Below are 21,830 nucleotides of genomic sequence, written 5' to 3' on the forward strand. Positions count from 1 at the left end.
TGAGTCATCAAGCCAGGAAAGACGACAGCATGAATGCCGCGCCGATGGTGACGAGCGATCCCCGCGACCGCGGCGGCAAGGCCCAGCCGCTGCTGCGGGTCAAGGGGCTGCGCAAGCACTTCGTGATCAAGCGGGACCTGCTGGGGCGGCCGCTGAGCCGTGTGCATGCGGTGGACGGCATCGACTTCGAGGTGCGCAAGGGCGAGACCCTCGGTATCGTCGGCGAGTCGGGCTGCGGCAAGTCGACCACCGCGCGCCTGCTGATGCATCTGCTGCAGCCGGACGGCGGCGAGGTGATCTTCGACGGCGACCCGGTCGGCACGCGGGGCGGCCTGTCGCTGCGCGAGATGCGCCGCCAGATGCAGATGGTGTTCCAGAACTCCTACGCCTCGCTCAACCCGCGCATGACCATCGAGGAGTCGATTGCCTTCGGCCCGCAGGTGCACGGCGTCGGGCGGCGTGAGTCGCGCCAGCGCGCCCGACGGCTGCTCGATCAGGTAGGCCTGCTGCCGGAGCGCTTCGCGCAGCGTTATCCCCACGAGCTCTCCGGCGGCCAGCGCCAGCGGGTCAACATCGCCCGGGCGCTGGCGCTCGAGCCGCGCCTGCTGATTCTCGACGAGGCGGTGTCGGCGCTGGACAAGTCGGTGGAAGCCCAGGTGCTCAATCTGCTCGGCGATCTCAAGCAGGAGTACGGGCTGACCTACCTGTTCATCTCCCACGATCTCAACGTGGTGCGCTACATCAGCGACCGGGTCATGGTGATGTACCTGGGCAAGGTGGCCGAGGTGGGTGACAGCGAGGCGCTCTACCGCGCCCCGGCCCATCCCTACACCCGGGCACTGATGTCGGCCATGCCGTCGCTGGAACCGGGGCGGCGCACCCAGACGGCGCCGCTGGCCGGCGATCCCCCCAATCCCATCGACCTGCCGCCGGGCTGCCGGTTCTGTCCGCGCTGCCCCCTGGCCGTGGATCTCTGCCGTGGCACCGAACCCGAGCTTGCGGCGCTGCCGGGCGGCGGGCACCTGTCGGCCTGTCACCGCGCCGACGAGGTTCAAGCCACGGTGTCGAGCCCGCAGCCCAGCGTCGAGGAGAGCGTTCGATGAAATCCGATGTCATGACCCGAACGGCCGTTCAGGTGCCGATGGCAGCACCCGCCGAGCTCCTGGTTGAGATTCGTGACCTGCACGTGCACTTCGGCACGCCCCGGCGTCAGGTGCAGGCGGTCAACGGGGTCGACCTGACCCTGGCTCGCGGCGAAGTGCTGACCATTCTGGGCGAGAGCGGCTCGGGCAAGAGCGTTACGCTGCGCAGCCTCATGCGCCTGCTGCCGGAGCGCAAGACGCGCCTGACGGGGAGCGTTCGCGTCGACGGTCAGGACGTGCTGGCCATGTCGCGGCGTGAGCTGTCCCGCTTTCGCGGTCGCACGGCGGCGATGATCTTCCAGGAGCCGATGCTGGCGTTCGACCCGGTGTTCAGCGTGGGCGATCAGATCGCCGAGACCGTATGTCGCCACGAAGGCGTGAGCCGGCGCGAGGGGCTGGCGCGTGCCCTGGAGCTGTTCGACCGGGTGCGCATTCCCTCGGCCAAGCGGCGGCTCGCCAACTACCCTCACGAACTCTCCGGCGGCATGAGCCAGCGCGCGATGATCGCCCTGGCCCTGTCGTGCCGGCCCAAGCTGCTGCTGGCCGACGAGCCGACCACCGCGCTGGATGCCACGGTGCAGATCCAGATCCTGCTGCTGCTTCGGGAGCTGCAGCGGGAGCTGGGTATGTCGGTGATCTTCGTGACCCACGACATGGGCGTGGCCAACGAGATATCGGATCGCATTGCCGTGATGTACGCCGGGCGGCTGGTGGAAACCGGCGCCGTCGACACCGTCATCGCCCAGCCGCGCCACCCCTATACCCTGGGTCTGATGCACTCGCGCGCCTCCGGCGAGCTGCGCGGGCAGCGTCTCAGCGCCATACCCGGGGCACCGCCGGACATGTCGGCCCCACCGCCCGGCTGTGCCTTCGCCCCGCGCTGCCCTCATGCCGACGAGATATGCACGCAGTCCCTGCCTGCCATGAGTGAGCTGGGCAGCGGCCATCGAGCGGCCTGCTGGCGGCTCGAGAAAACGGCGAGCTGATGGCTTGTCACCAAGGCATGGGCAGGTCCAACAGCGTGCCCCGCGGTGGCGTCAGGCGCATCAGCGTGAACATGCCCTGGGCGATGGCGTACACCGCCAGCCCGTAGAGCAGGGCGGCGTACCAGCGCATCCGCGCGCAGCCGAGCAGCAGCCAGCCCAGCAGCAGCGGCGTGGCAAGATTGAAGCCGATCAGCCACATGGCCAGGCCATAGCTCAGGATGCCGCCCAGGATCGGGAGCTCGCGACGGCTGGCGAGGTTGGCGACGCGTCCCTGGCGGTGAATGCGGAACAGCTGACGGCCCAGTACGTAGAGGCTCAACAGCAGACCGGGCACGATGCCCAGACTCGGCATCAGCCGGGCGTTGGGGCGAAAGCCGAGCATCTCCACCAGCGCATAGCCGAAGGCCGCTACCATCAGCAGTGCAGTGAACAGCACGATGCCGCTGTCGTAGCTCGGGAGTTCCTCGCCGTGTACGGCGGTCTCTGTCTGGGGCGTGGCGGTGCGGCGTCGGCGCAGCCAGCGCACCGTGTTCAGCACCAGGGGAATGGCGATCAGCGAGGCGATGATCAATACGCCGGGGCGAGTCAGCCAGGTGAAGCCGTGAATCTGGGTGGTCAACCAGAAGTACTGCTCCATGGGGGTGGCCAGCACGAAGCCGACCAGCACGGGTGCCCGCGGAATGCCGGCATTCTTCATCAGCCAGCCGAGTACGCCGAGTATCAGCAGGGCGAGAATGTCGCCGAAGGTCTGGGTGCCCTGGTAGGCGCCGGCCACCATGATCAACAGCAGCGGGGCGGCGATCAGGGCGAAGTTAACCCGGGTCAGCCGGGCGATGTAGGGCGTCACGGCGAAGCAGATGGCGGCCCCCAGTACCGAGGCCAGCGCCACGCTCCACACGATCATGTACATCAGGTCTGGCGATTCGCTGACCATACGCGGGCCGGGATAGAAGCCGAACGAGAACAGCGCGCCGAGGAAGATGGCTGCAGCGGGCCCACCCGGCACGCTGAACAGCATGGTGGGCACCAGGTCCGAGATCACCGTGGCGTTGTTGGCTCCTTCGGCGCTGGCCACGCCGCGAATCTCGCCCTTGCCGAAGCGTCGCTTGTCCTTGGTAGTACTCATGGCGTGGCCGTAGGCGATCCAGGTGGAGGCGCTGGCGCCCACCGCCGGGACGAAGCCGCCGAAGATGCCGATCACCGAAGCACGACAGACCAGCCAGCGGTTACGCCAGAACTCGCGAAAGCTCTCGCCCCACTTGCCCAGGGCCATGGGCTTGCCGGCGATGCCGCCACCCGAGGCGACCATGCTGATCAGCTCGGCCACGGCGAACAGCCCCAGCGCCACGATGGGTAGCGACAGGCCATCCATCAGGTAGGACTGACCGAAGATGAAGCGGTAGTTGGCGGCCGCCGGTGCGGCGCCGACCACGCCCAGCAGAATGCCGAAGCAGGCGGCAGCCAGCCCCAGGGTGATGTCCCTGCCGACCATGCTGGCGGCGAAGCACAGCCCTACCAGGGCGAACATGAACAGCTCCGGCGTGCCCAGGGCAAGCACCAGCGGGCCGGCTATGGGAATGGCGACGGAGAGAATCAGTGCGCCGAACAGCCCGCCGACCATGGAGGCCAGGAAGCCGACCCCGAGCGCCAGCGCTGCCTTGCCCTGCTTGGCCAGCGCGTGGCCCTCGATGGCGGTGGGCGCCGAGGCCGGGGAGCCGGGTGCGCCGAGCAGCACCGAGGTGATGGTGTCCGAGGTGTAGATCACCGAAATGGCGCCGAGCAGCATGGCCAGGCCGGCGTAGCCGTCCATCAGGTAGATGAACGGCAGCAGGATGGAAACGGCGGCCACGCCACCCAGCCCCGGCAGCATGCCGAAGACCATCCCGGCCAGCATGCCGGCGAAGAGCGCCAGCAGCCGCGCGGGCTGGAACAGGATGTCCAGAGCCGAAACGATATTCTCGAGCACGTTGCGATTCCTATGCGGGATCATCGAATGCGGCCAGCCGCCGAGGGCTGGCCGCATCGGTACCGAGCCTACAGCTCGACGTCGTACTTCTCGTTGAGCAGGGTGCGCAGGTAGTCGCGCACTTCATCGGAGGGTTGCAGGGCTTCGCTCAGCGAATCGGTGACCGCCGATGCCGGCAGCAGGTCGTAGCCGCCGATGGCATCCTGGCTCTGCTCCTGGTACTCCGGGTCGTCGTTGATCGCCGCGATGGTCTCCTCGAAGATCTCGATGACCTCGTCCGGCGTGCCTTCCGGCAGATAGGCGGTGAGGCCGAAGTTGAAGGTGGTGGCGCCGATGGCCTGGAAGGCGTCCCACTCCACGCCGGAAGGCGGCTCGCCGTGAAGCTCCTCGTAGACTTCGTAGACCGAGGGGTAGTCGGGGAAGGCCAGATCGCGGGCGCTCAGCACGCCGTCGTCGCCCACCGAGCCGCCGGTCATGATCGGCACCGCGGAGCCCGCTTCGATCATGTCCACCACCTGCGACATGTAGGCCGGGGTGAACTGGAAGTCGATGTTGGTTTCCCCGCGCTCGAAGGCCAGGCGGGCCGGACCGCGGCCGTCGAAGCCGAGCACCGCGCGCAGGTCGAGGTCGAGCAACTCGAAGGCCAGCAGCACGGGCAGGTCGCTGGCGGCAGCGGCGATACCGCCGTAGATCAGCGGCATGTCCGGCGAGTGCAGGTCGGCCGGCGTCTCGATGCCGGTGCGCGGCGAGACGTAGATCACGGCGCCGAAGGGCAGGCTGTAGGCCGGTCTCATCGCGGCCAGGTCGTACTCCACCTCTTCCATGCCCAGCACGTAGGGGTTCGAGGTGGAAGAGGTGGTGAACAGGATCGTCTCGCCGTCGGGCTCGGCATTCTGCTGGAACCAGTTGGCCCCGAGGATCGAACCGCCGCCGGGGCGGGTGCGTACGTTGACCTGCGGGTTGCCCGGCAGATGCTTCTCGAGGAAGGGTTCGAGGAACTTGGCCGCCACGTAGGTGGCGCCGCCCTCGCCGAACGGCACCACCATCTCGATGGTCTTGCCGGCGTAGAAGTCATCGGCCATGGCGGGAGCCGCGGCGATTCCCCCGGCAGCGACCAGCACGGCGGCGGAGAGGGACTTGAGTGGAATATCGGGAAGGATCATGGCGTGCTCCTGGTATTGTTGTGGCGCGCGATGCGCGCGCTATGAACCTGGGATCGACGCGTTCAGGCCGGTCAGGGACCGACCCGGTTTTCCAGTATGCCCAGGCCTGCGACCTCGATACGCACGACGTCGCCGGTCTGCAGGAATCTGGGCGGGGTGAAGCCGATGCCGACGCCCACCGGCGTGCCGGTCAGGATCACGTCGCCGGGCTCGAGCGCGATGCCGGCCGAGATGGTCTCGATCAGCGTCGGCACGTCGAAGATCAGCTGGTCGAGGCGAGCGTCCTGACGCAGTTCGCCATTGACCCAGCACTTGATCGTGGCGGCGTCGCGGTCCATCTCGTTGGCAGTGACGAGCCACGGCCCCATGGGGCAAAGGCCATCGAGCGACTTGCCGAGGTGCCACTGCTTGTGGCGCTGCTGCAGATCGCGGGCGGTGACGTCGTTGGCGATGGTGTAACCCCAGACGTGATCGTAAGCGTCGGCCTTCTTGATGCCGCGGCCGCCCTTGCCGATGATGACGGCGAACTCCGCCTCGTAGTCGAGCTGCTCGGTGACCCCGGCATGGCGTGGAATCTCATCGCCATGGGCGATCAGGGTGTTCCAGGCCTTGGTGAAGACGATGGGGTGCTTGGGTACCACGTCGTCGGCGGTGGTACTGCTGTCGTAGCCGGAGCTGCTGAACTCCTCGGCATGCTCGAAGTAGTTCTTGCCGACGCAGAACATGTTGCGATGCGGGTGAAGCGGAGCTTCGAGGCGTGTACCGTCGAGAGGCTGGCCTTCGCCCTTGGGGGCGATGCGGTCGCCCAGCTCGGACCAGTCGCGAATCAGCTGCTGCATGTCGCCCTGAAAACCGGGAAGCAGTGCGCTCAACGACCAGTAGCGCTGGCCCGTGGCGTCGATCAGGGCGACGAGAGTGGGCTGGCCGGCCGCCGGCCGCAGAGTGGCGAATTTCATGTGAATTGGCTCTCCTTGGTTCTGGTTTGGTTCCGTAATGAACGAGCCTAGAAGGCAATTGGTACTCTTTCAAGGGCGTTTTCAGGATGTTTTAAGTACTGTGCCAGGCCCAAGTTTTGCCATGATGTACCAAATGGACTAGATTCAGCAGGAATTGGACCCGTAATGGTTGATGTGAAAAGGAAGCCAAGTGACCGATAGGCCCGTGAGTACCGCCGATGACAGCGATTTCCAGGAGTCCCTGGCCGAGAGCGGCATCCGCTCCGATGGCGCCCGAGCCCTGGCACGCTATGTACAAGCGGAGATCGCCAGCGGACGTTTTCCCCCCGGTCACCGCTTGCCTACCGAGCGTGAACTGAGCGAGCGCTTCGGGGCTTCACGCGGCGCGGTACGCAGAGTGCTGGGCCACTTCAAGTCCCTGGGGTTGATCACTCAGGTGGTGGGGAGCGGTACCTTCGTGGCGGAAGGGGAAGCGCAGCCCGGCTCTGCGACCAAAGCTCCCGGCTTGGCCGAGCCGGGCGGCATGGCTGGGCAGGTCAGCCCGGCTCAGTTGATGGACGCCCGCCTGCTGATCGAACCGCAGATGGTTTCGCTCATCGTGCGTTTCGCCACGGCCGCCGACTTCGAGCGAATGGAAGAGTGCCTGGTGCGCTCCGAGGCGGCCGGCAGCATCGAGGAGTTCGAGCACTGGGATGGCGCCTTGCACCAGGCCTTTGCCGAAGCCACGCACAACAACTTCTTCCTGCGTATCCTGGAGCTGACCAACGTGGTGCGTGAAGAGGGGGAGTGGGGGCGGCTCAAGCGGATCTCGCTGACGCCGGAGCGGCGTGAGCGCTACGAGATGCAGCATCGCGCCATCGTGGCCGCGCTGCGCGACCGCGACGAAGACACGGCGAGGGGCTTGCTAGAAGAGCACCTGCTGGAGGTGCAGCGCAACCTGTTCGGCCGACGCTGATATCGACGCGACACATGCCGGATAACCAAGCCGCCGGACGCCCAAGGGCGTCCGGCGGCTTGCGTTGTGGCCAGCGTGAGACCGCTTGCCGGGTCGATCCCACTTTTTTCTGGTAGTGGGCCATTACCTTGCCGGCCAGCTATCTTGCCGATGCTTCACTGGCGGAAGCGCTGGCAGGGTGCCCAGTGCTTCATCAGCAGGTAGTAGGTCAGGCCGGCCGGGATCAGGCTGGCGTACCAGGAGACGGCGGAGAAGGTGAGGGCGGCGGCGATGCCCACCAGGGTGGCGATGAGCGCGGCGTAGTTGACGCCCTGATAGGGGCCGGTCTCGTCATACAGCTTGCCGAGATCCAGTGTGCGGCGGCGGATCAGGTAGTAGTCCACCACCAGGATGGCGAAGATCGGGCCGAGGAAGGCGGAGTAGGTCTGCACGAAGAGCTGCAGGCCGGCGGCGGATTCGGGCTGCACCAGCTTCCAGGGGAAGGTGGCGAAGGCCAGCAGGCCGACGATCACCGTGGAGGTGGCGAACTTGAGCTTGAACACGTCCATCAGCACGTAGGTCGGCGGTACCACGTTGTTGAGTACGTTGGTGGTGACCTGAGCGAAGGCGATGAACAGCAGCGTGGTCATCAGCAGCGGGGTGTTGTCCACCGCGTTGGCGAACACCTGGATGGGGTCGGCGGTGCCGGTGGCCTCGGAGACCATGTAGCCGATCAGGCCCATGAACAGGGTGCAGGGCAGGATCGACATGGCATAGATGGTGGTCAGGATGCTGGGGCGGGTACCGTGCTTGTGCTCCCGCGAATAGTCGCTGACGTTGAGCATCATGGTGCTGTAGATGCCGAGGAACAGCATGGTGGCACCCCAGAACGGCATGCCCCACGAGCCTTCCATGGTCAGCAGGTTGGCCGAGAGCTCGTCGCCGTAGCGCTGCACCGTGGCGTAGAACATGTAGGTCAGCGAGGCGAGAATGAACACGCTGCCGATGTTCTCCAGCCACTTGATGCCCTGGAAGCCCATCACCGACAGGCCGATCTGCAGGAACTGGAAGGCGATGAAGTAGAAGATCAGGTTGTCGAAGCCGAACAGGGTGGCCGACACCATGTTCAGGGCGCCGGCGCCGATCCAGCTCTGGAAGCCGTACCACACCACCGCCGGCACCGCGCGCACCAGGCCGGGAATGCGCGTGCCGGCGAAGCCGAACGCACTGCGGGCCTGAACCATGAAGGGAATGCCGTACTTGTAGCCGGCGGCGCCATTGATGGCCAGCGCGATACCGATCACGAAGCAGCCGATGGCGATGGCCAGAGTCGCCTGGATCAGGTTCAGCGTGCCGACCACGCTGGAGCCCATGGCGAAGGTGCCGATGGAGACACAGCCGCCGAACCAGGCCAGAAAGTAGGAGGTCCGTCCCATGATGCGGGTTTGCTGAGGGGCGAGCGATTCGGCCCCCGGGGCCTTGGTGGCCCCAGCGGTCGTCCCGGCAGTGGGCGATGCCGGGGCAGTGGCGGGAGCGGCCGCCGTGCTGTGCGGGTTGTTGTTTTGCATGAGTCTATCCTCGCAGGTCATGGCTCTGTTGTGTTTGTGCCCAATGCTGCCAGCGGGCTTGGCGTGACGTGCTCAAGGTGCGGTGCGTTGCGGTGATTCGTAATCCTGATGCGTAGCGTGATGCGTAGTCGTGATGCGTTTCAGCGCTCGTTGGAAAGCTGCGAATACCTTTCGAAGCGGCCGGTGAAGGGTTTGGGGCGCGGGAAGGCCAGGTCGCCGTGCTTGCTGGTGCCGAGGCCCAGCCCAACGAGCGCCTCGGCCAGCTTCACGGCAGCCGTGACGCCTTCGACCACCGGCAGCCCGACTTCCTGGGAAATGCGCTGGGTCAGGTCGGCCATGCCGCCGCAGCCCAGCACGATGGCACCGATGCCATCCTCGTCGCGGGCGCGGCGGCACTCGTCGATGATGCGACCCAGAGCCGCTGAGCCATCCTCCTCCAGATCGAGCACCGGTATCTCGGCGGCACGCACCCGGCGGCAGTGATGGCGAAAGCCGTACTGCTCCAGCAGGTGCTCGGCGATGATGCCGGTACGCGATAGGGTGGTGACGACCGAGAATCTGGTGCTGATCAGGCTGGCGGCATGGAAGGCCGCCTCGGCGATGCCGATCACCGGGGCGCGGGTCAGCTCACGAGCCGCCAGTAGGCCCGGATCGCCGAAACAGGCGATCACATAGGCATCGGTACCTTCCTGCTCTCCCGCCAGCACCTCTTCCAGCACGCCCACGGCGCTGATCGCCTCATCGAAATGACTCTCGATGGATACCGGCCCGTCGGCGGGCTGAGTGGCGACGACGGTCGTGCCGGGAGCGGCGATCCGCTGTGCCGCTTCGCCGATCTTTCGGGTCATGGCAGCCGTGGTGTTGGGGTTGATGACGCGAAGTCGCATGCGGTCTCTCTCTTTGTGAACAATAAAAAATATCTTTGTACACAAAATAGGTGCTGCGACTCTTCAGCGCAAGAAATTTGTCACCCTCAGGGGCTGCGAGGATTTTTTGTTTTATCTCAATGGGTTGGCGGTCAATCGATCAGGAGTGCCGGATAGCTTGACTGTTATACATAGGTCTAAGAGAGCGAAGAGTCCTGAGAATTTGGGTACCGAATGTGACTTGTATTGTGTACATAATGAATTTTTCCAGCTTCGCCTGCGGTTTGTCTCGGTATCGAGCAAGCGGATAGCCGGGGGGCTCGAAGCGCATGATGTGGACTTGTCAGTTGAATGATTTTTGTATACAAAAATATGGTGGTGGCGTCCGACCAAGCCAACCCCCGAACAATGCCTGCTGGCGCGAAGCGCCGTCGCTGCCGGCCCTGGACTCGAGGGCATCGCGCTAGCCTGCGAGGGCCGGTATGCTTGGTTGCAACACTGCTGGATACAGTCTATTTTCTATCCTGTATACATTTTTCTCGCGACGCCGCCTGGCCCGGTATTCGAATAGCGGCATAGAACTGCGCGACACAGAACAAAGAGGAAGGTGCTAGATGAGCATTGATTACCCCCGTGACCTGATCGGCTACGGCCGTAACCCACCCCATGCCAACTGGCCGGGGCGGGCGAAGATCGCCGTGCAGTTCGTGCTCAACTACGAAGAGGGCGGCGAGAACTGCGTGCTGCATGGCGATGCCGGCTCCGAGCAGTTTCTCTCCGAGATCATCGGCGCGGCCGCCTATCCCGATCGTCACCTGAGCATGGAGTCGATCTACGAGTACGGCTCACGGGCCGGCGTGTGGCGCATCCTGCGGGAGTTCGAACGGCGCGGCTTGCCGCTCACGGTATTCGGCGTGGCCATGGCCCTGGAGCGTCACCCGGAGGTGGCGCAGGCGTTCAAGGAGCTGGGCCACGAGATCGCCTGTCATGGCTACCGCTGGATTCACTATCAAGAGATGCCCGAGCACGTCGAGCGCGAGCATCTGCAGCGCGCCATGGAGATCTTCCAACGCCTCTACGGTGAGAAGCCCCAAGGCTGGTACACCGGCCGCGACAGCCCCAATACTCGGCGGCTGGTCCTCGACGAGGGCGGCTTCCTCTACGACAGCGACTATTACGGAGACGATCTGCCATTCTGGACCCGTGAAGCCGACAGCCAGGGCGTCGAGCACGACCATCTGATCGTGCCCTACACCCTGGACAGCAACGACATGCGCTTCGCCGCACCCCAGGGCTTCAACACCGCCGATCACTTCTTCACCTACCTGCGCGACGCCTTCGACGTGCTCTACGCGGAGGGCGAGGAGTCGCCCAAGATGCTCTCGGTGGGCATGCACTGCCGGCTGCTCGGCCGCCCCGGTCGCTTCCGCGCCCTGCAGCGCTTCCTCGATCATATCGAGGCCCATGACCGGGTCTGGGTTACCCGTCGGGTGGACATCGCGCGGCATTGGGTGGAGCATCATCCGGCGCCGACGCGCTGAGCATCTGGCGAGCGCTGAGGCATGAATGCTGAGGTTCCGGTGAGGATGCCGGCTGTCATGACCAGACCCTGCCCTACAATGTCGGACAGGGCTTGGCAGGGTAGTGGGTGGGTAGAGCGAAGAGGCTCAGCCGGCCCACTGGATGGCTTGTGCGAAAGCCAGGAAGCCGATGGCGATTGCCACCCAGAGACAGAACAGCGGGAAGAAGAACTTCACCCACTTCTGCCAGGGAACGCCGGCAATGGCGAGAGTCGCCATGAAATAGCCGGAAGTGGGATAGAGGATGTTGCCCATGCCGTCACCGAGCTGGAAGGCCAGCACTGCAGTCTGGCGGGTCACGCCGATCAGATCGGAGAGAGGGGCCATGATGGGCATGGTGACCAGCGCCTGCCCGCTGCCCGAGGGCACCACGAAGTTGAAGGCAAGCTGTGCGAAGTACATGCCGATGGCCGACAGCATGGTCGGCAGTTCGCCAACCAGGCTGCCGAGTCCCATGACCAGGGTATCCATGATCTGGCCATCTTCCAGCACGACGGCCACGCCACGGGCCACGCCGGCAATCATGGCCCCCACCAGAACGTCGCGGAAGCCCTTGTTGAAGGCTTCGCTGATGGCCGTGGTGCTCAGGCCGGCGATGAGGCCGACGACGATACCCATGATGATGAACAGTCCGGCCATCTCCATCATGAACCAGCCCTGACGCAGCACGCCGTAGACCAGCAGACCGAAGAAGGCGAAGGTGGCGAGAGCCGCCAGTTTCTGGCGACCGTTGGCGGTCAGAGCTCCCTCATCGGTGGCATGTTGATAGAGCGAGCGCTTTTCCTCTTCCGTTTCGTCGCCTGCCATCAGGCTCGCTTCGGGATTGTCGCGAACCTGGCGCGCATAGCGCATGACGAAGTAGATGGCAGCGCCCAGGATGATGGCAAAGGCGGCCGCTCGCAGGCCGAAGCCGGAGTAGAGCGGCAGGTCGGAGAGCTGCTGACCGAGCCCGGTATTGATCGGATTGAGCACACCCGAAGCGAACCCAGCGGTGGTGGCACAGAGCGCGACGGCCGCAGCGGTTACCGAATCGAAACGCAGGGCAATCATCAACGGCAGAATGACTGGCACGTAAACCAGGGCCAGCTCTTGGGTACCGATGATCGTCGCGACCAGAGCGAAGACCGTCATCAAGACCGGAATCATCAACAGGCTTTGATTGGCGAAGCGTCGGCTGAGTTTGTCGACGCCGATTTCGATAATGCCGGTACGGCGCAGCACCATGAACATGCCGCCGATCATGAAGGTGAAGAACACCACTTCACCGGCACTCATCAAGCCATTGGGTATCGCCAGCATGAAATCGACGAGGCTCGTCGGGTTCTGCTCGACGTATTGGAACGATTCTGCGTCGATGGTGGTGCGGCCTTCGGGTCCGGGCACTCTCTCGTACTGGCCGGCGGGCACGAAATAGGTCGCAACGGCTGCCATGGCGATGAATACGAAGAGAATGACGTAGATATGCGGTATCTGCCAATGAGACCGCCTGGAGCCTTGGGCTCCTGTTGGGCTGTTTGAGGGAGTGGGTTTCGTCATGGGGGCACCTCGCGTTGTTGTTGATGATGTCGCTATAGTGATGCGGCGCTGCTTCGCTTCGAGAAGCGAGCGTCGCGGGGAGATGGCGGAGACGGTAAGGCCGAGTGTGGTGGCGATTCCTTCCGCTCATTGTGGGTACAGAATAATGACGCCTGAGGGCGCGCACTCGGCGCTGTGGCCGAGCTAGAGGAGAGCTTTTTTGCGGACGCATCAGACGGCCATGACGCCTCACATCGGTCAGCGAATATCGGCCCAATATGCCGAGCTGAGCGCTCAGGAGCAGCGTGTTGCGGCCTTCATTCTCGAGCATTTCGACGACTTGGCGGTATATAGCGCTGCCGATCTGGCGCGGGTTACCGGGGTGTCGAAATCGACAGTCAGCCGGTTGTTCAAGCGCCTTGGCTTCGAAAGCTTCCAGGCGGTGAAGCACCATGCTCGCCAGCTGCGCAATCTGGGAATGCCGCTGGTCACCGATGCTCAGGCGGCGAGCGGAGACGGCGAACGTTTCAAGCGTCATCTGGCACGGGAGCAGGAGAACCTGCGTAGAACGCTCGGTGCCATCGAGCCGCATACCTTCGAGGCGATCCTGCAGGCAATGGACCAGGCGCGACGGCTGCTGCTGGTGGGGTTTCGCAACAGCTATCCCCTGGCCATGCATTTCCGCCAGCAACTGATTCAGGCTCGTGCAGAAGTGAGCCTCGCGCCTCAGCCCAATCAGTCCCTGGCTGAGGAACTGGTCGGTTTGGGTGCGGAGGATCTGGTGATCCTGTTTGGTTTCCGTCGGCGTCCGCGATTGTTCGAGGAGCTGGTGGAGACCCTCGCGACACTGCCCTGCCGGGTGCTGTTGATCGGTGATGCCACCGCGGCGAGTCATGCCGAGCGGACCGACTGGTGGCTGGAGTGTTCGCTGGACAGTATCTCGGCCTTCGACAGCTATGCCAGCGCCATGAGCCTGATCAGCCTGCTGGCCAACGGTCTGCTGCACCAACGGCTGGCCCAGGGGCGCGCGCGCATCGATGCAGTCAGCGAGCTCTACCAGGGGTTGGACGAACTCTCTTCCTGATTCGGAAGCAGGGACGCTGCGAGCCGTTGCAACCTTCGGCGGGTGGGCATGGGGGAAGGACATGCCGATAGCCCTCTTGTGCCGTCGAATGAAACGAAAGTTGCTAGACACGTTACTTGTGAGACGTTAGTTTCACAAGTCATGAAAGGACGTTTTTTTGGCCTATGCCTAGGCCGATTTCGCCTATGAGGAGCCGCTCATGACCAACCGCACCTATTACGCCCCCCACGGCGGGCATCCGCCCCAGACCCAATTGCTCTCCGACCGGGCGGTGTTCACCGAGGCCTACGCCTTCATTCCCAAGGGCGTGATGGGCGACATCGTGACCAGCAACCTGCCGTTCTGGGAGCAGACCCGGCTGTGGGTGCTGGCGCGTCCGCTCTCTGGCTTCGCCGAGACCTTCTCCCAGTACATCATGGAAGTGGGGTCGGGTGGTGGCAGCGAGAAGCCCGAGCTCGACCCCGCCGCTGAGGGTGTGCTGTTCGTGGTAGAAGGAGAGATGACTCTGACCATCGCCGGCGAGCGCCACCAGTTGGTGCCGGGCGGCTACGCCTTCCTGCCGCCGGGCTGCCACTGGCAGCTGCGCAACGAATCGGATGCGCCGGTGCGCTTCCACTGGGTGCGCAAGGCCTACGAATTCGTCGAGGGCATCGACGTACCGCAGGCCTTCGTGGTCAACGAGAACGACCTCGAACCCAACCCCATGCCGGGCACCGAGGGGCGCTGGGCCACCACCCGCTTCGTCGATCCCAACGACGTACGCCACGACATGCACGTCAACATCGTCACCTTCCAGCCCGGGGCGGTGATCCCCTTCGACGAAACCCACGTCATGGAGCACGGCCTCTACGTGCTCGAGGGCAAGGCGGTCTACCATCTCAATCAGGACTGGGTCGAGGTCGAGGCCGGCGATTTCATGTGGCTGCGCGCCTTCTGCCCGCAGGCGTGCTACGCCGGGGGGCCGGGGACGTTCCGCTATTTGCTCTATAAGGACGTGAATCGTCACGCGGCGCTGCGGCTGGGTACTCGCTGAGGCGCAGGGGGCTTGCAGTAACGTCGCCGAGTTTTCCGATCTCAGCGACGTTAGGGGCGCCGGGGGCAGGCCGGAGAGGAGGTCTTTTGCCAGGGATGGCAAAAGTAGCGCCCAGGGATGGGTTCACAGCGCCTCCTCGCAGGCCTGCCGCCGGATCAGCCCCGATGAATAGGCTGATTGCCGAATGAATCGAGGGGCTAACATGCTGGAACTCAAAGCCGAGCCGCTGACGCCTGAGGCCTTCGCGCCCTTCGGTGACGTCATCGACACCCGCACAGCGGACTACTTTCACATCAACGCCGGACGCACCCGGCGCTACCACGACCTGGCCAAGGTCGAGACCCTGGGCGAGCAGGCGAGGGCGCTGATCAGCATCTTCGTCAGTCAGCCGGTGTCGATCCCGCTGGAACTCGACTTCCTCGAACGTCACCCCCAGGGCAGCCAGGCCTTCATGCCGCTGCACGAGGAGCGCTTCGTGATCGTGGTGGCGCCGCCGGGCGACAGCATCGACCCGGCCGAGGTGCGCGCTTTCGTCACCGACGGCCGCCAGGGCGTGAACTATCGCGCCGGCACCTGGCACGCCATCCAGTCGGTGCTGGAGCGCGAAGGGGAGTTCTTGGTGGTGGATCGCGGCGGTGAGGGCAACAACTGCGACGAGCATCCGCTGGCGCTGCGCATCACGCTCTGACCCGACGGGAAAGAATGACCCAGGCTGCTGTTTTGGCCTGGGTTTTTTGTGCCTAAATGAATTTATGAAAATATTTTCCAGTATGTGTTGACGAGGCGGGTTGCGGCTTCTAATCTCGATATATAGAAATATTTTCCAAAAACAACTCTCCACAAGAACAAGGCCACCCACGGGAGGAACCGTCATGGCTCGAATGACCGCAGCAGAAGCCGCCGTTCACGTGCTCAGGAAGGAGGGCGTCGACGTGGCCTTTGGCGTGCCCGGCGCCGCCATCAATCCGTTCTACGCCGCCCTGCGCAAGGTCGGCGGTATCGATCACGTGCTGGCGCGTCACGTCGAGGGCGCCTCGCACATGGCCGAGGGCTACACCCGCACTCAGGCCGGCAACATCGGCGTTTGCATCGGCACCTCCGGCCCCGCCGGTACCGACATGATCACCGGACTCTATTCGGCCAGCGCGGACTCCATCCCGATCCTGTGCATCACCGGCCAGGCGCCTCGCTCCAGGCTGCACAAGGAGGACTTCCAGGCCGTCGACATCCAGGCCATCGCCGGGCCGGTGACCAAGTGGGCCGTCACCGTGCTCGAGCCGGCCCAGGTGCCGCGCGCCTTCCAGCAGGCCTTCCAGTTGATGCGTTCGTCGCGGCCGGGACCGGTGCTGATCGACCTGCCCATCGACGTGCAGATGAGCGAGATCGAGTTCGACCCGGACACCTACGAGCCGCTGCCGGCCTACAAACCGCGCGCTTCCCGCGCTCAGGCGGAGAAGGCCATGGCCATGCTCGACGAGGCCGAGCGGCCGTTGATAGTCGCCGGCGGCGGCATCATCAATGCCGACGCCAGCGAGCTGCTCCAGGAGTTCGCCGAGCTCAACGGTGTGCCGGTCATCCCCACCCTGATGGGCTGGGGCAGCATTGCCGACGACCACCCGCTGATGGCCGGCATGGTCGGGCTGCAGACCTCGCACCGTTATGGCAACGCCACGCTGCTCGAATCCGATTTTGTGATGGGTATCGGCAACCGCTGGGCCAACCGCCACACCGGCAACCTCGAGACCTACACCAAGGGACGGAAATTCGTTCACGTCGACATCGAGCCGACTCAGATCGGGCGCATCTTCGGTCCCGACTACGGCATCGTTTCCGACGCCAAGGCGGCGCTCGAGCTGTTCGTCGAGCTGGCCCGCGAGAGGAAGGCGGCGGGCACGCTCAAGGATCGCAGCGCCTGGGCCGAATCGTGCCAGGAGCGCAAGCGCACCCTGCTGCGCAAGACCCACTTCGACGAGGTGCCGGTGAAGCCGCAGCGGGTCTACGAGGAGATGAACAAGGTCTTCGGCAGGAACACCCGCTATATCAGCACCATCGGCCTGTCGCAGATCGCCGGCGCTCAGTTCCTGCACGTGTACAAGCCGCGTCACTGGATCAACTGCGGCCAGGCCGGCCCGCTGGGTTGGACCATTCCCGCCGCGCTCGGCGTGTGCAAGGCCGACCCCAGTGCGGAAGTGGTGGCGCTCTCCGGCGACTACGACTTCCAGTTCATGATCGAAGAGCTGGCCGTGGGGGCGCAGTTCAACCTGCCCTACATCCACGTGCTGGTGAACAACTCCTACCTGGGGCTGATCCGCCAGGCCCAGCGCGGCTTCGACATGGACTACTGCGTGCAGCTCTCGTTCGAGAACGTCAACTGCCCGGAGATCAACGAGTACGGCGTCGACCACGTCTCGGTGGTGGAGGGGCTCGGCTGCAAGGCCCTGCGCGTCACCCGGCCGGACGAGATCGTGCCCGCCCTGAAAGAGGCCCGCGAGCTGATGGCCCAATACCGGGTGCCGGTGGTGGTGGAGGTGATCCTCGAACGGGTGACCAACATCGCCATGGGGACCGATCTCGACGCCATCAACGAGTTCGAGGCGCTGGCCGACGAGGGGGCGGATGCGCCCACCTCGATTGCTCAGCTTACTTAATAAACGCTGCGAGAACTCATCGTTTCGATCGATTGGCAGGCCGCGCCGAGGGGCGCCGGGAACAGGACGTAGAGGAGGTTCTTCGCCATGGATGGCGAAGATAGCGCCCATGGAAGGGTTCACAGCGCCTCCTCGCAGTTCTGTCGCCGGGTCAGCCCCGGACAGACACGCGAGTCCTGGCCACGAACCAAGGAGACAACCATGCCCAAGTTTGCCGCCAACCTCAGCATGCTGTTCACCGAGGAGGATTTCCTCGACCGCTTCAAGGCCGCCGCCGAGGCCGGTTTCAAGGGCGTCGAGTACCTCTTTCCCTACGACTATTCCGCCGTCGAGCTCAAGGCGCGGCTCGACGAGCATGGCCTGACCCAGGTACTGCACAACCTGCCCGCTGGCGACTGGGGCGCCGGTGAGCGTGGTATCGCCTGTCACCCGGATCGGATCGAGGAGTTTCGTGCCGGCGTGGAGAAGGCCATCGACTACGCCACGGTGCTTGGCTGCAAGCAGGTCAACTGCCTGGCCGGTATCCAGCCCCAGGGCGTGAGCCTGGAGCAGGCGCGGCGCACCCTGGTGGAGAACCTGCGCTACGCTGCGGAGAAGCTCGAAGCCGCCGGCATCCTGCTGCTGGCCGAACCGATCAACACTCGCGACATTCCGGGCTTCTTCCTCAACCGCACCGAGCAGGCCCTGGCGATCTTCGACGAGGTGGGCAGTAACAACCTCAAGCTTCAGTACGACATCTATCACATGCAGATCATGGAGGGCGATCTGGCGCCGACCATCGAGAAACACCTGGATAGCATCGCTCACGTGCAGCTGGCCGATAACCCGGGTCGCCATGAGCCGGGCACCGGCGAGATCCACTACCCGTTCCTGTTCGCTCATCTCGACCGGCTGGGCTACGACGGCTGGATCGGCTGCGAGTACAAGCCCAAGACGACGACCCGTGAAGGTCTGGGCTGGCTGGATCAGGCCCGCGGCTGAAAATTGCTGCAGCACTTTTGACGAGGGGCGCCGGGGACAGGCCGAAGAGGAGGTCTTTTGCCAGGGATGGCAAAAGTAGCGCCCAGGGATGGGTTCACAGCGCCTCCTCGCAGGCCTGTCGACGGATCAGCCCCGAGTGGCGACGTCATATGCGACAGCCGCCGGGCAAGGTTGCAACGACAAAGACAAGCTGAAAGGAGAATCATCATGAGCAAGATCGGTTTCATTGGCCTCGGCATCATGGGCCGTCCCATGGCGGGGCATCTGCTGGATGCCGGCCACGAGATCATCACCGTCGAGCACGGCAGCGCCATTCCCCGCGAGCTGGCTGAGAAGGGCGCTCGGGTGGCGGCCAACCCCAAGGCGGTGGCCGAGCAGGCCGAGGTCGTCATCACTATGGTGCCGGACACCCCCGACGTGGAACTGGTGCTGTTCGGTGAGAATGGCGTCGTCGAAGGGCTCAAGCCGGGCACCCTGGTGATCGACATGAGCTCCATCGCCCCCATCGCCACCCAGGGCTTCGCCAAGCGCATCCATGAAGCCGGCGGCGAGTACGTCGATGCGCCGGTCTCCGGCGGCGAGGGCGGCGCCATCAACGCCGCGCTGACCATCATGGTCGGTGCCACTCAGGAAGGCTTCGAGCGTGCCCGTCCGATCCTCGAAGTGATGGGCAAGACCATTACCCACATCGGCGGCCACGGCGCCGGCCAGACCTGCAAGGTGGCCAACCAGATCGTGGTGGCGCTCACCATCGAAGCGGTGGCCGAAGGCCTGCTGTTCGCCTCGAAGGCGGGTGCCGACGTGGCCAAGGTGCGCGAGTCGCTGCTCGGTGGCCTGGCCCAGTCGAAGATCCTCGACGTGCACGGCGAGCGCATGATCAAGCGCACCTTCGACCCGGGCTTCAAGATCAAGCTGCACCAGAAGGACCTCAACCTGGCCCTGGAAGGCGCGCGCAGCCTCAACCTGGCGCTGCCCGGCACCGCCAATGCCCAGCAGCTGTTCCAGGCCTGTGTTGCGCATGGCGGTGAAGACTGGGATCACGCCGGCATCCTGCGTGCCCTGGAGGCCCTGGCCGATCACGAGGTGGGCAGCTGATCCGTCCCACCTGAGGAGGCAGCACCCTGCCAGCCAGTCGCGCAGACGGAGAGCCGGTGTTCCCTCCTGGCAGGCGTCAGGCCGTCGCCTGCCAACCGGCCGCGCCAGCGGCCCTTGCACCCGGCGGCGGGATCCCCAGTTGGAACCCGCCCGCCGCCGGGCTTTTTTCCTGCCTACCCTGCTGTTACCGTCGTTGCTGTCATCCGTTCGAGGTGTGCCCATGTCACAACAACTTCCTTCCCTGGACCACACGACAGACATGGCGACATGGCTGCGTCGGCTTGCCGACGTGGCCGTGACTGCCGTGCATCCGGATTCTCTGGTCGCCGATCTGCTGCCCGATCCACCCCCCGGGCGCACCGTTGTGGTCGGTGCCGGCAAGGCGGCGGCTTCCATGGCCGCGGCTCTGGAGCGCGCCTGGCAGGAGCGTTGCCCCGATGCGCCGCTCACCGGCCTGGTGGTCACTCGCTACGGTCATGCTGAGGAGTGTGAGGTGATCGAGGTGCTCGAAGCCTCCCACCCGATGCCCGACGATCTGGGCGAGAAGGCGGCCCGGCGCATGCTCGAGGCGGTCGCGGAGCTGGGCAAGGACGACCGCGTGATCGCCTTGATCTCCGGCGGCGGCTCGGCGCTGATGACGCTGCCCGCCGAGGGCATATCGCTTGCCGACAAGCAGGCCATCAATCGCGAGCTGTTGCGTTGCGGCGCGCCGATCGGGCAGATGAACACCGTGCGCCGCCACCTTTCCGCGATCAAGGGCGGGCGCCTGGCGGCGGCGGCACACCCCGCCCAGGTGGTGACCTGGCTGATCTCCGACATTCCCGGCGACGTGGCCACGCAGATCGCCTCAGGGCCGACTCTGCCGGATCGCTCGACCCCGGCCGATGCGTTGGCGGTGCTCGAGCGCTACGCCATCGAGATACCAGACCACGTGCGCCGCCATCTGGAGCAGGCCCAGGGAGCGCCTTCCCCCGACGACGCGGCCTTCGCGCGTGACGACAGCGTGACCCTGGCCCGCGCTCATGATGCTCTGGAAGCTGCTCGGGCCGCGGCGGAAGCGGCCGGTGTGACGGTGAAGGTGCTGGGCGACGACCTGGAAGGCGAGGCCCGCGAGCTGGGCCGTGCCCAGGCGCGCCTGGCGCTGGAGGCACGCGATGAGATCGAAGCGCCGTTGCTGATTCTCTCCGGCGGCGAGACCAGCGTCACCGTGCACGGCGACGGGCGCGGTGGGCGCAACGTGGAGTACTTGCTGGGGCTGTTCGAGGCCCTGGCCGGCGCCGAGGGGATTCATGCCCTGGCCATCGACACCGACGGTATCGACGGCTCGGAGGACAACGCCGGTGCGCTGTTCTCGCCCGACGACTGGGCCCATGCCCGTGAGCAGGGGCTGCAGCCGGCCGATTACCTGTCACGCAACGACGCGTATACTTTCTTCCAGGCATTGGATCGACTGATCGTCACCGGTCCGACCCGCACCAATGTCAACGACTTCCGTGCCATCCTGGTCTTGCCGAGGACACCATGACGCTTCCGCCACACGCTCCCATTCATGCCCCCATCCGCCGCACCAAGATCGTTGCCACCCTTGGCCCGGCCAGCGACCGCGAGGGTGTGCTGGAAGCCATGATCCGCACCGGCGTCGACGTGGTGCGCCTCAACTTCTCCCACGGCAGCGCCGCCGACCACCGCCGCCGCCTGATCGCCGTGCGTCAGATTGCCGACCGCCTGGGGCGCAGCGTGGCCGCCCTGGGCGACCTGCAGGGGCCCAAGATCCGCATCGCCCGCTTTCGTGACGGCGCCGTGACCCTTGAGGTGGGCCAGCCCTTCGTGCTCGACATGGCGCTGGACAGCGATGCCGGCGACGCCAGCCGCGTCGGCTGCGACTACAAGCAGCTGATCGACGACGTCGCCCCCGGCGACCGCCTGCTGCTCGACGACGGCCGCCTGGTGCTCGACGTCGAGCGCATCGAGGGGCAGCAGGTTCATACCATCGTGGTCACCGGCGGCAAGCTCTCCAACAACAAGGGCATCAACAAGCAGGGCGGCGGGCTCTCGGCCCCGGCCCTCACTGACAAGGACAAGGCCGATCTCGAGACCGCCATCGAGATCGGCGTCGACTATCTTGCCGTCTCCTTCCCGCGCCACGCCGAAGACATGCGCGAAGCCCGTCGCCTGCTCGGGGAAGCGGGCAAGGAGATCGGCCTGGTCGCCAAGCTCGAACGCGCCGAGGCGGTAGCCGACGACGAAACGCTCAACGGTATCATCGAGGCCAGCGAGGCGGTGATGGTGGCCCGCGGCGATCTCGGCGTGGAA

18 protein-coding genes are annotated in these 21,830 nt (G+C 65.1%); 12 read left to right on the forward strand and 6 right to left on the reverse strand.

Features of this window, described 5'->3' with window-relative positions; all coding sequences use genetic code 11:
* The first annotated feature begins 29 nt into the window (after positions 1 to 29).
* Both B8115_RS06660 and B8115_RS06665 read left to right on the forward strand, forming a co-directional pair.
* Positions 30 to 1,103, forward strand: coding sequence for an ABC transporter ATP-binding protein (locus B8115_RS06660; RefSeq protein WP_010626993.1), 1,074 nt, complete (start codon positions 30 to 32; stop codon positions 1,101 to 1,103).
* Positions 1,100 to 2,128, forward strand: coding sequence for an ABC transporter ATP-binding protein (locus B8115_RS06665; RefSeq protein ID WP_010626994.1), 1,029 nt, complete (start codon positions 1,100 to 1,102; stop codon positions 2,126 to 2,128). The genes B8115_RS06660 and B8115_RS06665 overlap by 4 nt, the downstream gene beginning before the upstream one ends.
* A gap of 7 nt (positions 2,129 to 2,135) precedes the next feature.
* Here the strand turns inward: B8115_RS06665 and B8115_RS06670 are convergent, their stop codons facing one another.
* From B8115_RS06670 to B8115_RS06680, 3 genes are all read right to left on the reverse strand, one after another.
* On the reverse strand, positions 2,136 to 4,094 hold the full coding sequence (locus B8115_RS06670; protein WP_010626995.1) for a tripartite tricarboxylate transporter permease: 1,959 nt from the start codon (positions 4,092 to 4,094) through the stop codon (positions 2,136 to 2,138).
* 68 nt (positions 4,095 to 4,162) lie between these two features.
* Positions 4,163 to 5,257 (reverse strand): tripartite tricarboxylate transporter substrate binding protein, encoded by a 1,095-nt coding sequence (locus B8115_RS06675; RefSeq protein WP_010626996.1) that lies wholly within the window; start codon positions 5,255 to 5,257, stop codon positions 4,163 to 4,165.
* Between the two features lie 71 nt (positions 5,258 to 5,328).
* A complete protein-coding gene (locus B8115_RS06680; RefSeq protein ID WP_010626997.1) occupies positions 5,329 to 6,213 on the reverse strand; it encodes a fumarylacetoacetate hydrolase family protein in 885 nt (294 codons plus the stop codon).
* A 190-nt stretch (positions 6,214 to 6,403) separates the two neighbouring features.
* Between B8115_RS06680 and B8115_RS06685 the strand changes: the two genes are divergently transcribed.
* Positions 6,404 to 7,168, forward strand: coding sequence for a FadR/GntR family transcriptional regulator (locus tag B8115_RS06685; protein ID WP_202949066.1), 765 nt, complete (start codon positions 6,404 to 6,406; stop codon positions 7,166 to 7,168).
* Between the two features lie 155 nt (positions 7,169 to 7,323).
* On the opposite strand, the gene B8115_RS06690 is transcribed toward B8115_RS06685, so the two are convergent.
* Entirely contained in the window at positions 7,324 to 8,715 is a 1,392-nt protein-coding gene (locus B8115_RS06690; RefSeq protein WP_010626999.1) for an NCS1 family transporter, read from the reverse strand.
* A gap of 140 nt (positions 8,716 to 8,855) precedes the next feature.
* The gene (locus B8115_RS06695; protein WP_010627000.1) at positions 8,856 to 9,602 is read right to left on the reverse strand and encodes an aspartate/glutamate racemase family protein; all 747 of its coding nucleotides are present in this window, start codon (positions 9,600 to 9,602) and stop codon (positions 8,856 to 8,858) included.
* 593 nt (positions 9,603 to 10,195) lie between these two features.
* On the opposite strand from B8115_RS06695, the gene puuE reads away from it, so the two are divergent.
* Complete coding sequence (gene puuE, locus B8115_RS06700; protein WP_010627001.1) at positions 10,196 to 11,122, forward strand: allantoinase PuuE; 927 nt, start codon at positions 10,196 to 10,198, stop codon at positions 11,120 to 11,122.
* Between the two features lie 126 nt (positions 11,123 to 11,248).
* Here puuE and B8115_RS06705 read toward each other — a convergent pair whose 3' ends face one another.
* A complete protein-coding gene (locus B8115_RS06705; RefSeq protein WP_026037944.1) occupies positions 11,249 to 12,697 on the reverse strand; it encodes a YfcC family protein in 1,449 nt (482 codons plus the stop codon).
* A gap of 220 nt (positions 12,698 to 12,917) precedes the next feature.
* On the opposite strand from B8115_RS06705, the gene B8115_RS06710 reads away from it, so the two are divergent.
* The 8 genes from B8115_RS06710 to B8115_RS06745 all read left to right on the forward strand — a co-directional run.
* Positions 12,918 to 13,760, forward strand: a complete 843-nt coding sequence (locus tag B8115_RS06710) for a MurR/RpiR family transcriptional regulator (protein ID WP_026037945.1) — start codon at positions 12,918 to 12,920, stop codon at positions 13,758 to 13,760.
* Between the two features lie 199 nt (positions 13,761 to 13,959).
* Positions 13,960 to 14,793, forward strand: coding sequence for a bifunctional allantoicase/(S)-ureidoglycine aminohydrolase (locus B8115_RS06715; RefSeq protein ID WP_010627004.1), 834 nt, complete (start codon positions 13,960 to 13,962; stop codon positions 14,791 to 14,793).
* 202 nt (positions 14,794 to 14,995) lie between these two features.
* Positions 14,996 to 15,481, forward strand: coding sequence for an ureidoglycolate lyase (locus tag B8115_RS06720; RefSeq protein ID WP_010627005.1), 486 nt, complete (start codon positions 14,996 to 14,998; stop codon positions 15,479 to 15,481).
* A gap of 184 nt (positions 15,482 to 15,665) precedes the next feature.
* Positions 15,666 to 17,441: a glyoxylate carboligase gene (gene gcl / locus B8115_RS06725; RefSeq protein ID WP_010627006.1), complete on the forward strand. Its 1,776-nt coding sequence runs from the start codon at positions 15,666 to 15,668 to the stop codon at positions 17,439 to 17,441.
* Positions 17,442 to 17,642: 201 nt separating this feature from the next.
* Complete coding sequence (gene hyi, locus B8115_RS06730; protein ID WP_010627007.1) at positions 17,643 to 18,422, forward strand: hydroxypyruvate isomerase; 780 nt, start codon at positions 17,643 to 17,645, stop codon at positions 18,420 to 18,422.
* 207 nt (positions 18,423 to 18,629) lie between these two features.
* Entirely contained in the window at positions 18,630 to 19,517 is an 888-nt protein-coding gene (locus B8115_RS06735; RefSeq protein ID WP_010627008.1) for a 2-hydroxy-3-oxopropionate reductase, read from the forward strand.
* 220 nt (positions 19,518 to 19,737) lie between these two features.
* Positions 19,738 to 21,042 carry a glycerate kinase gene (locus tag B8115_RS06740; protein ID WP_141638539.1) on the forward strand — a complete coding sequence of 435 codons (1,305 nt, stop codon included), beginning with the start codon at positions 19,738 to 19,740 and terminating at the stop codon, positions 21,040 to 21,042.
* On the forward strand, positions 21,039 to 21,830 hold a 792-nt coding region (locus B8115_RS06745), incomplete at its 3' end, for a pyruvate kinase (protein ID WP_010627010.1). The genes B8115_RS06740 and B8115_RS06745, both read left to right, overlap by 4 nt.

Source organism: Halomonas sp. KM-1 (assembly GCF_000246875.1).
Classification (GTDB): Bacteria; Pseudomonadota; Gammaproteobacteria; order Pseudomonadales; family Halomonadaceae; genus Halomonas; species Halomonas aerodenitrificans.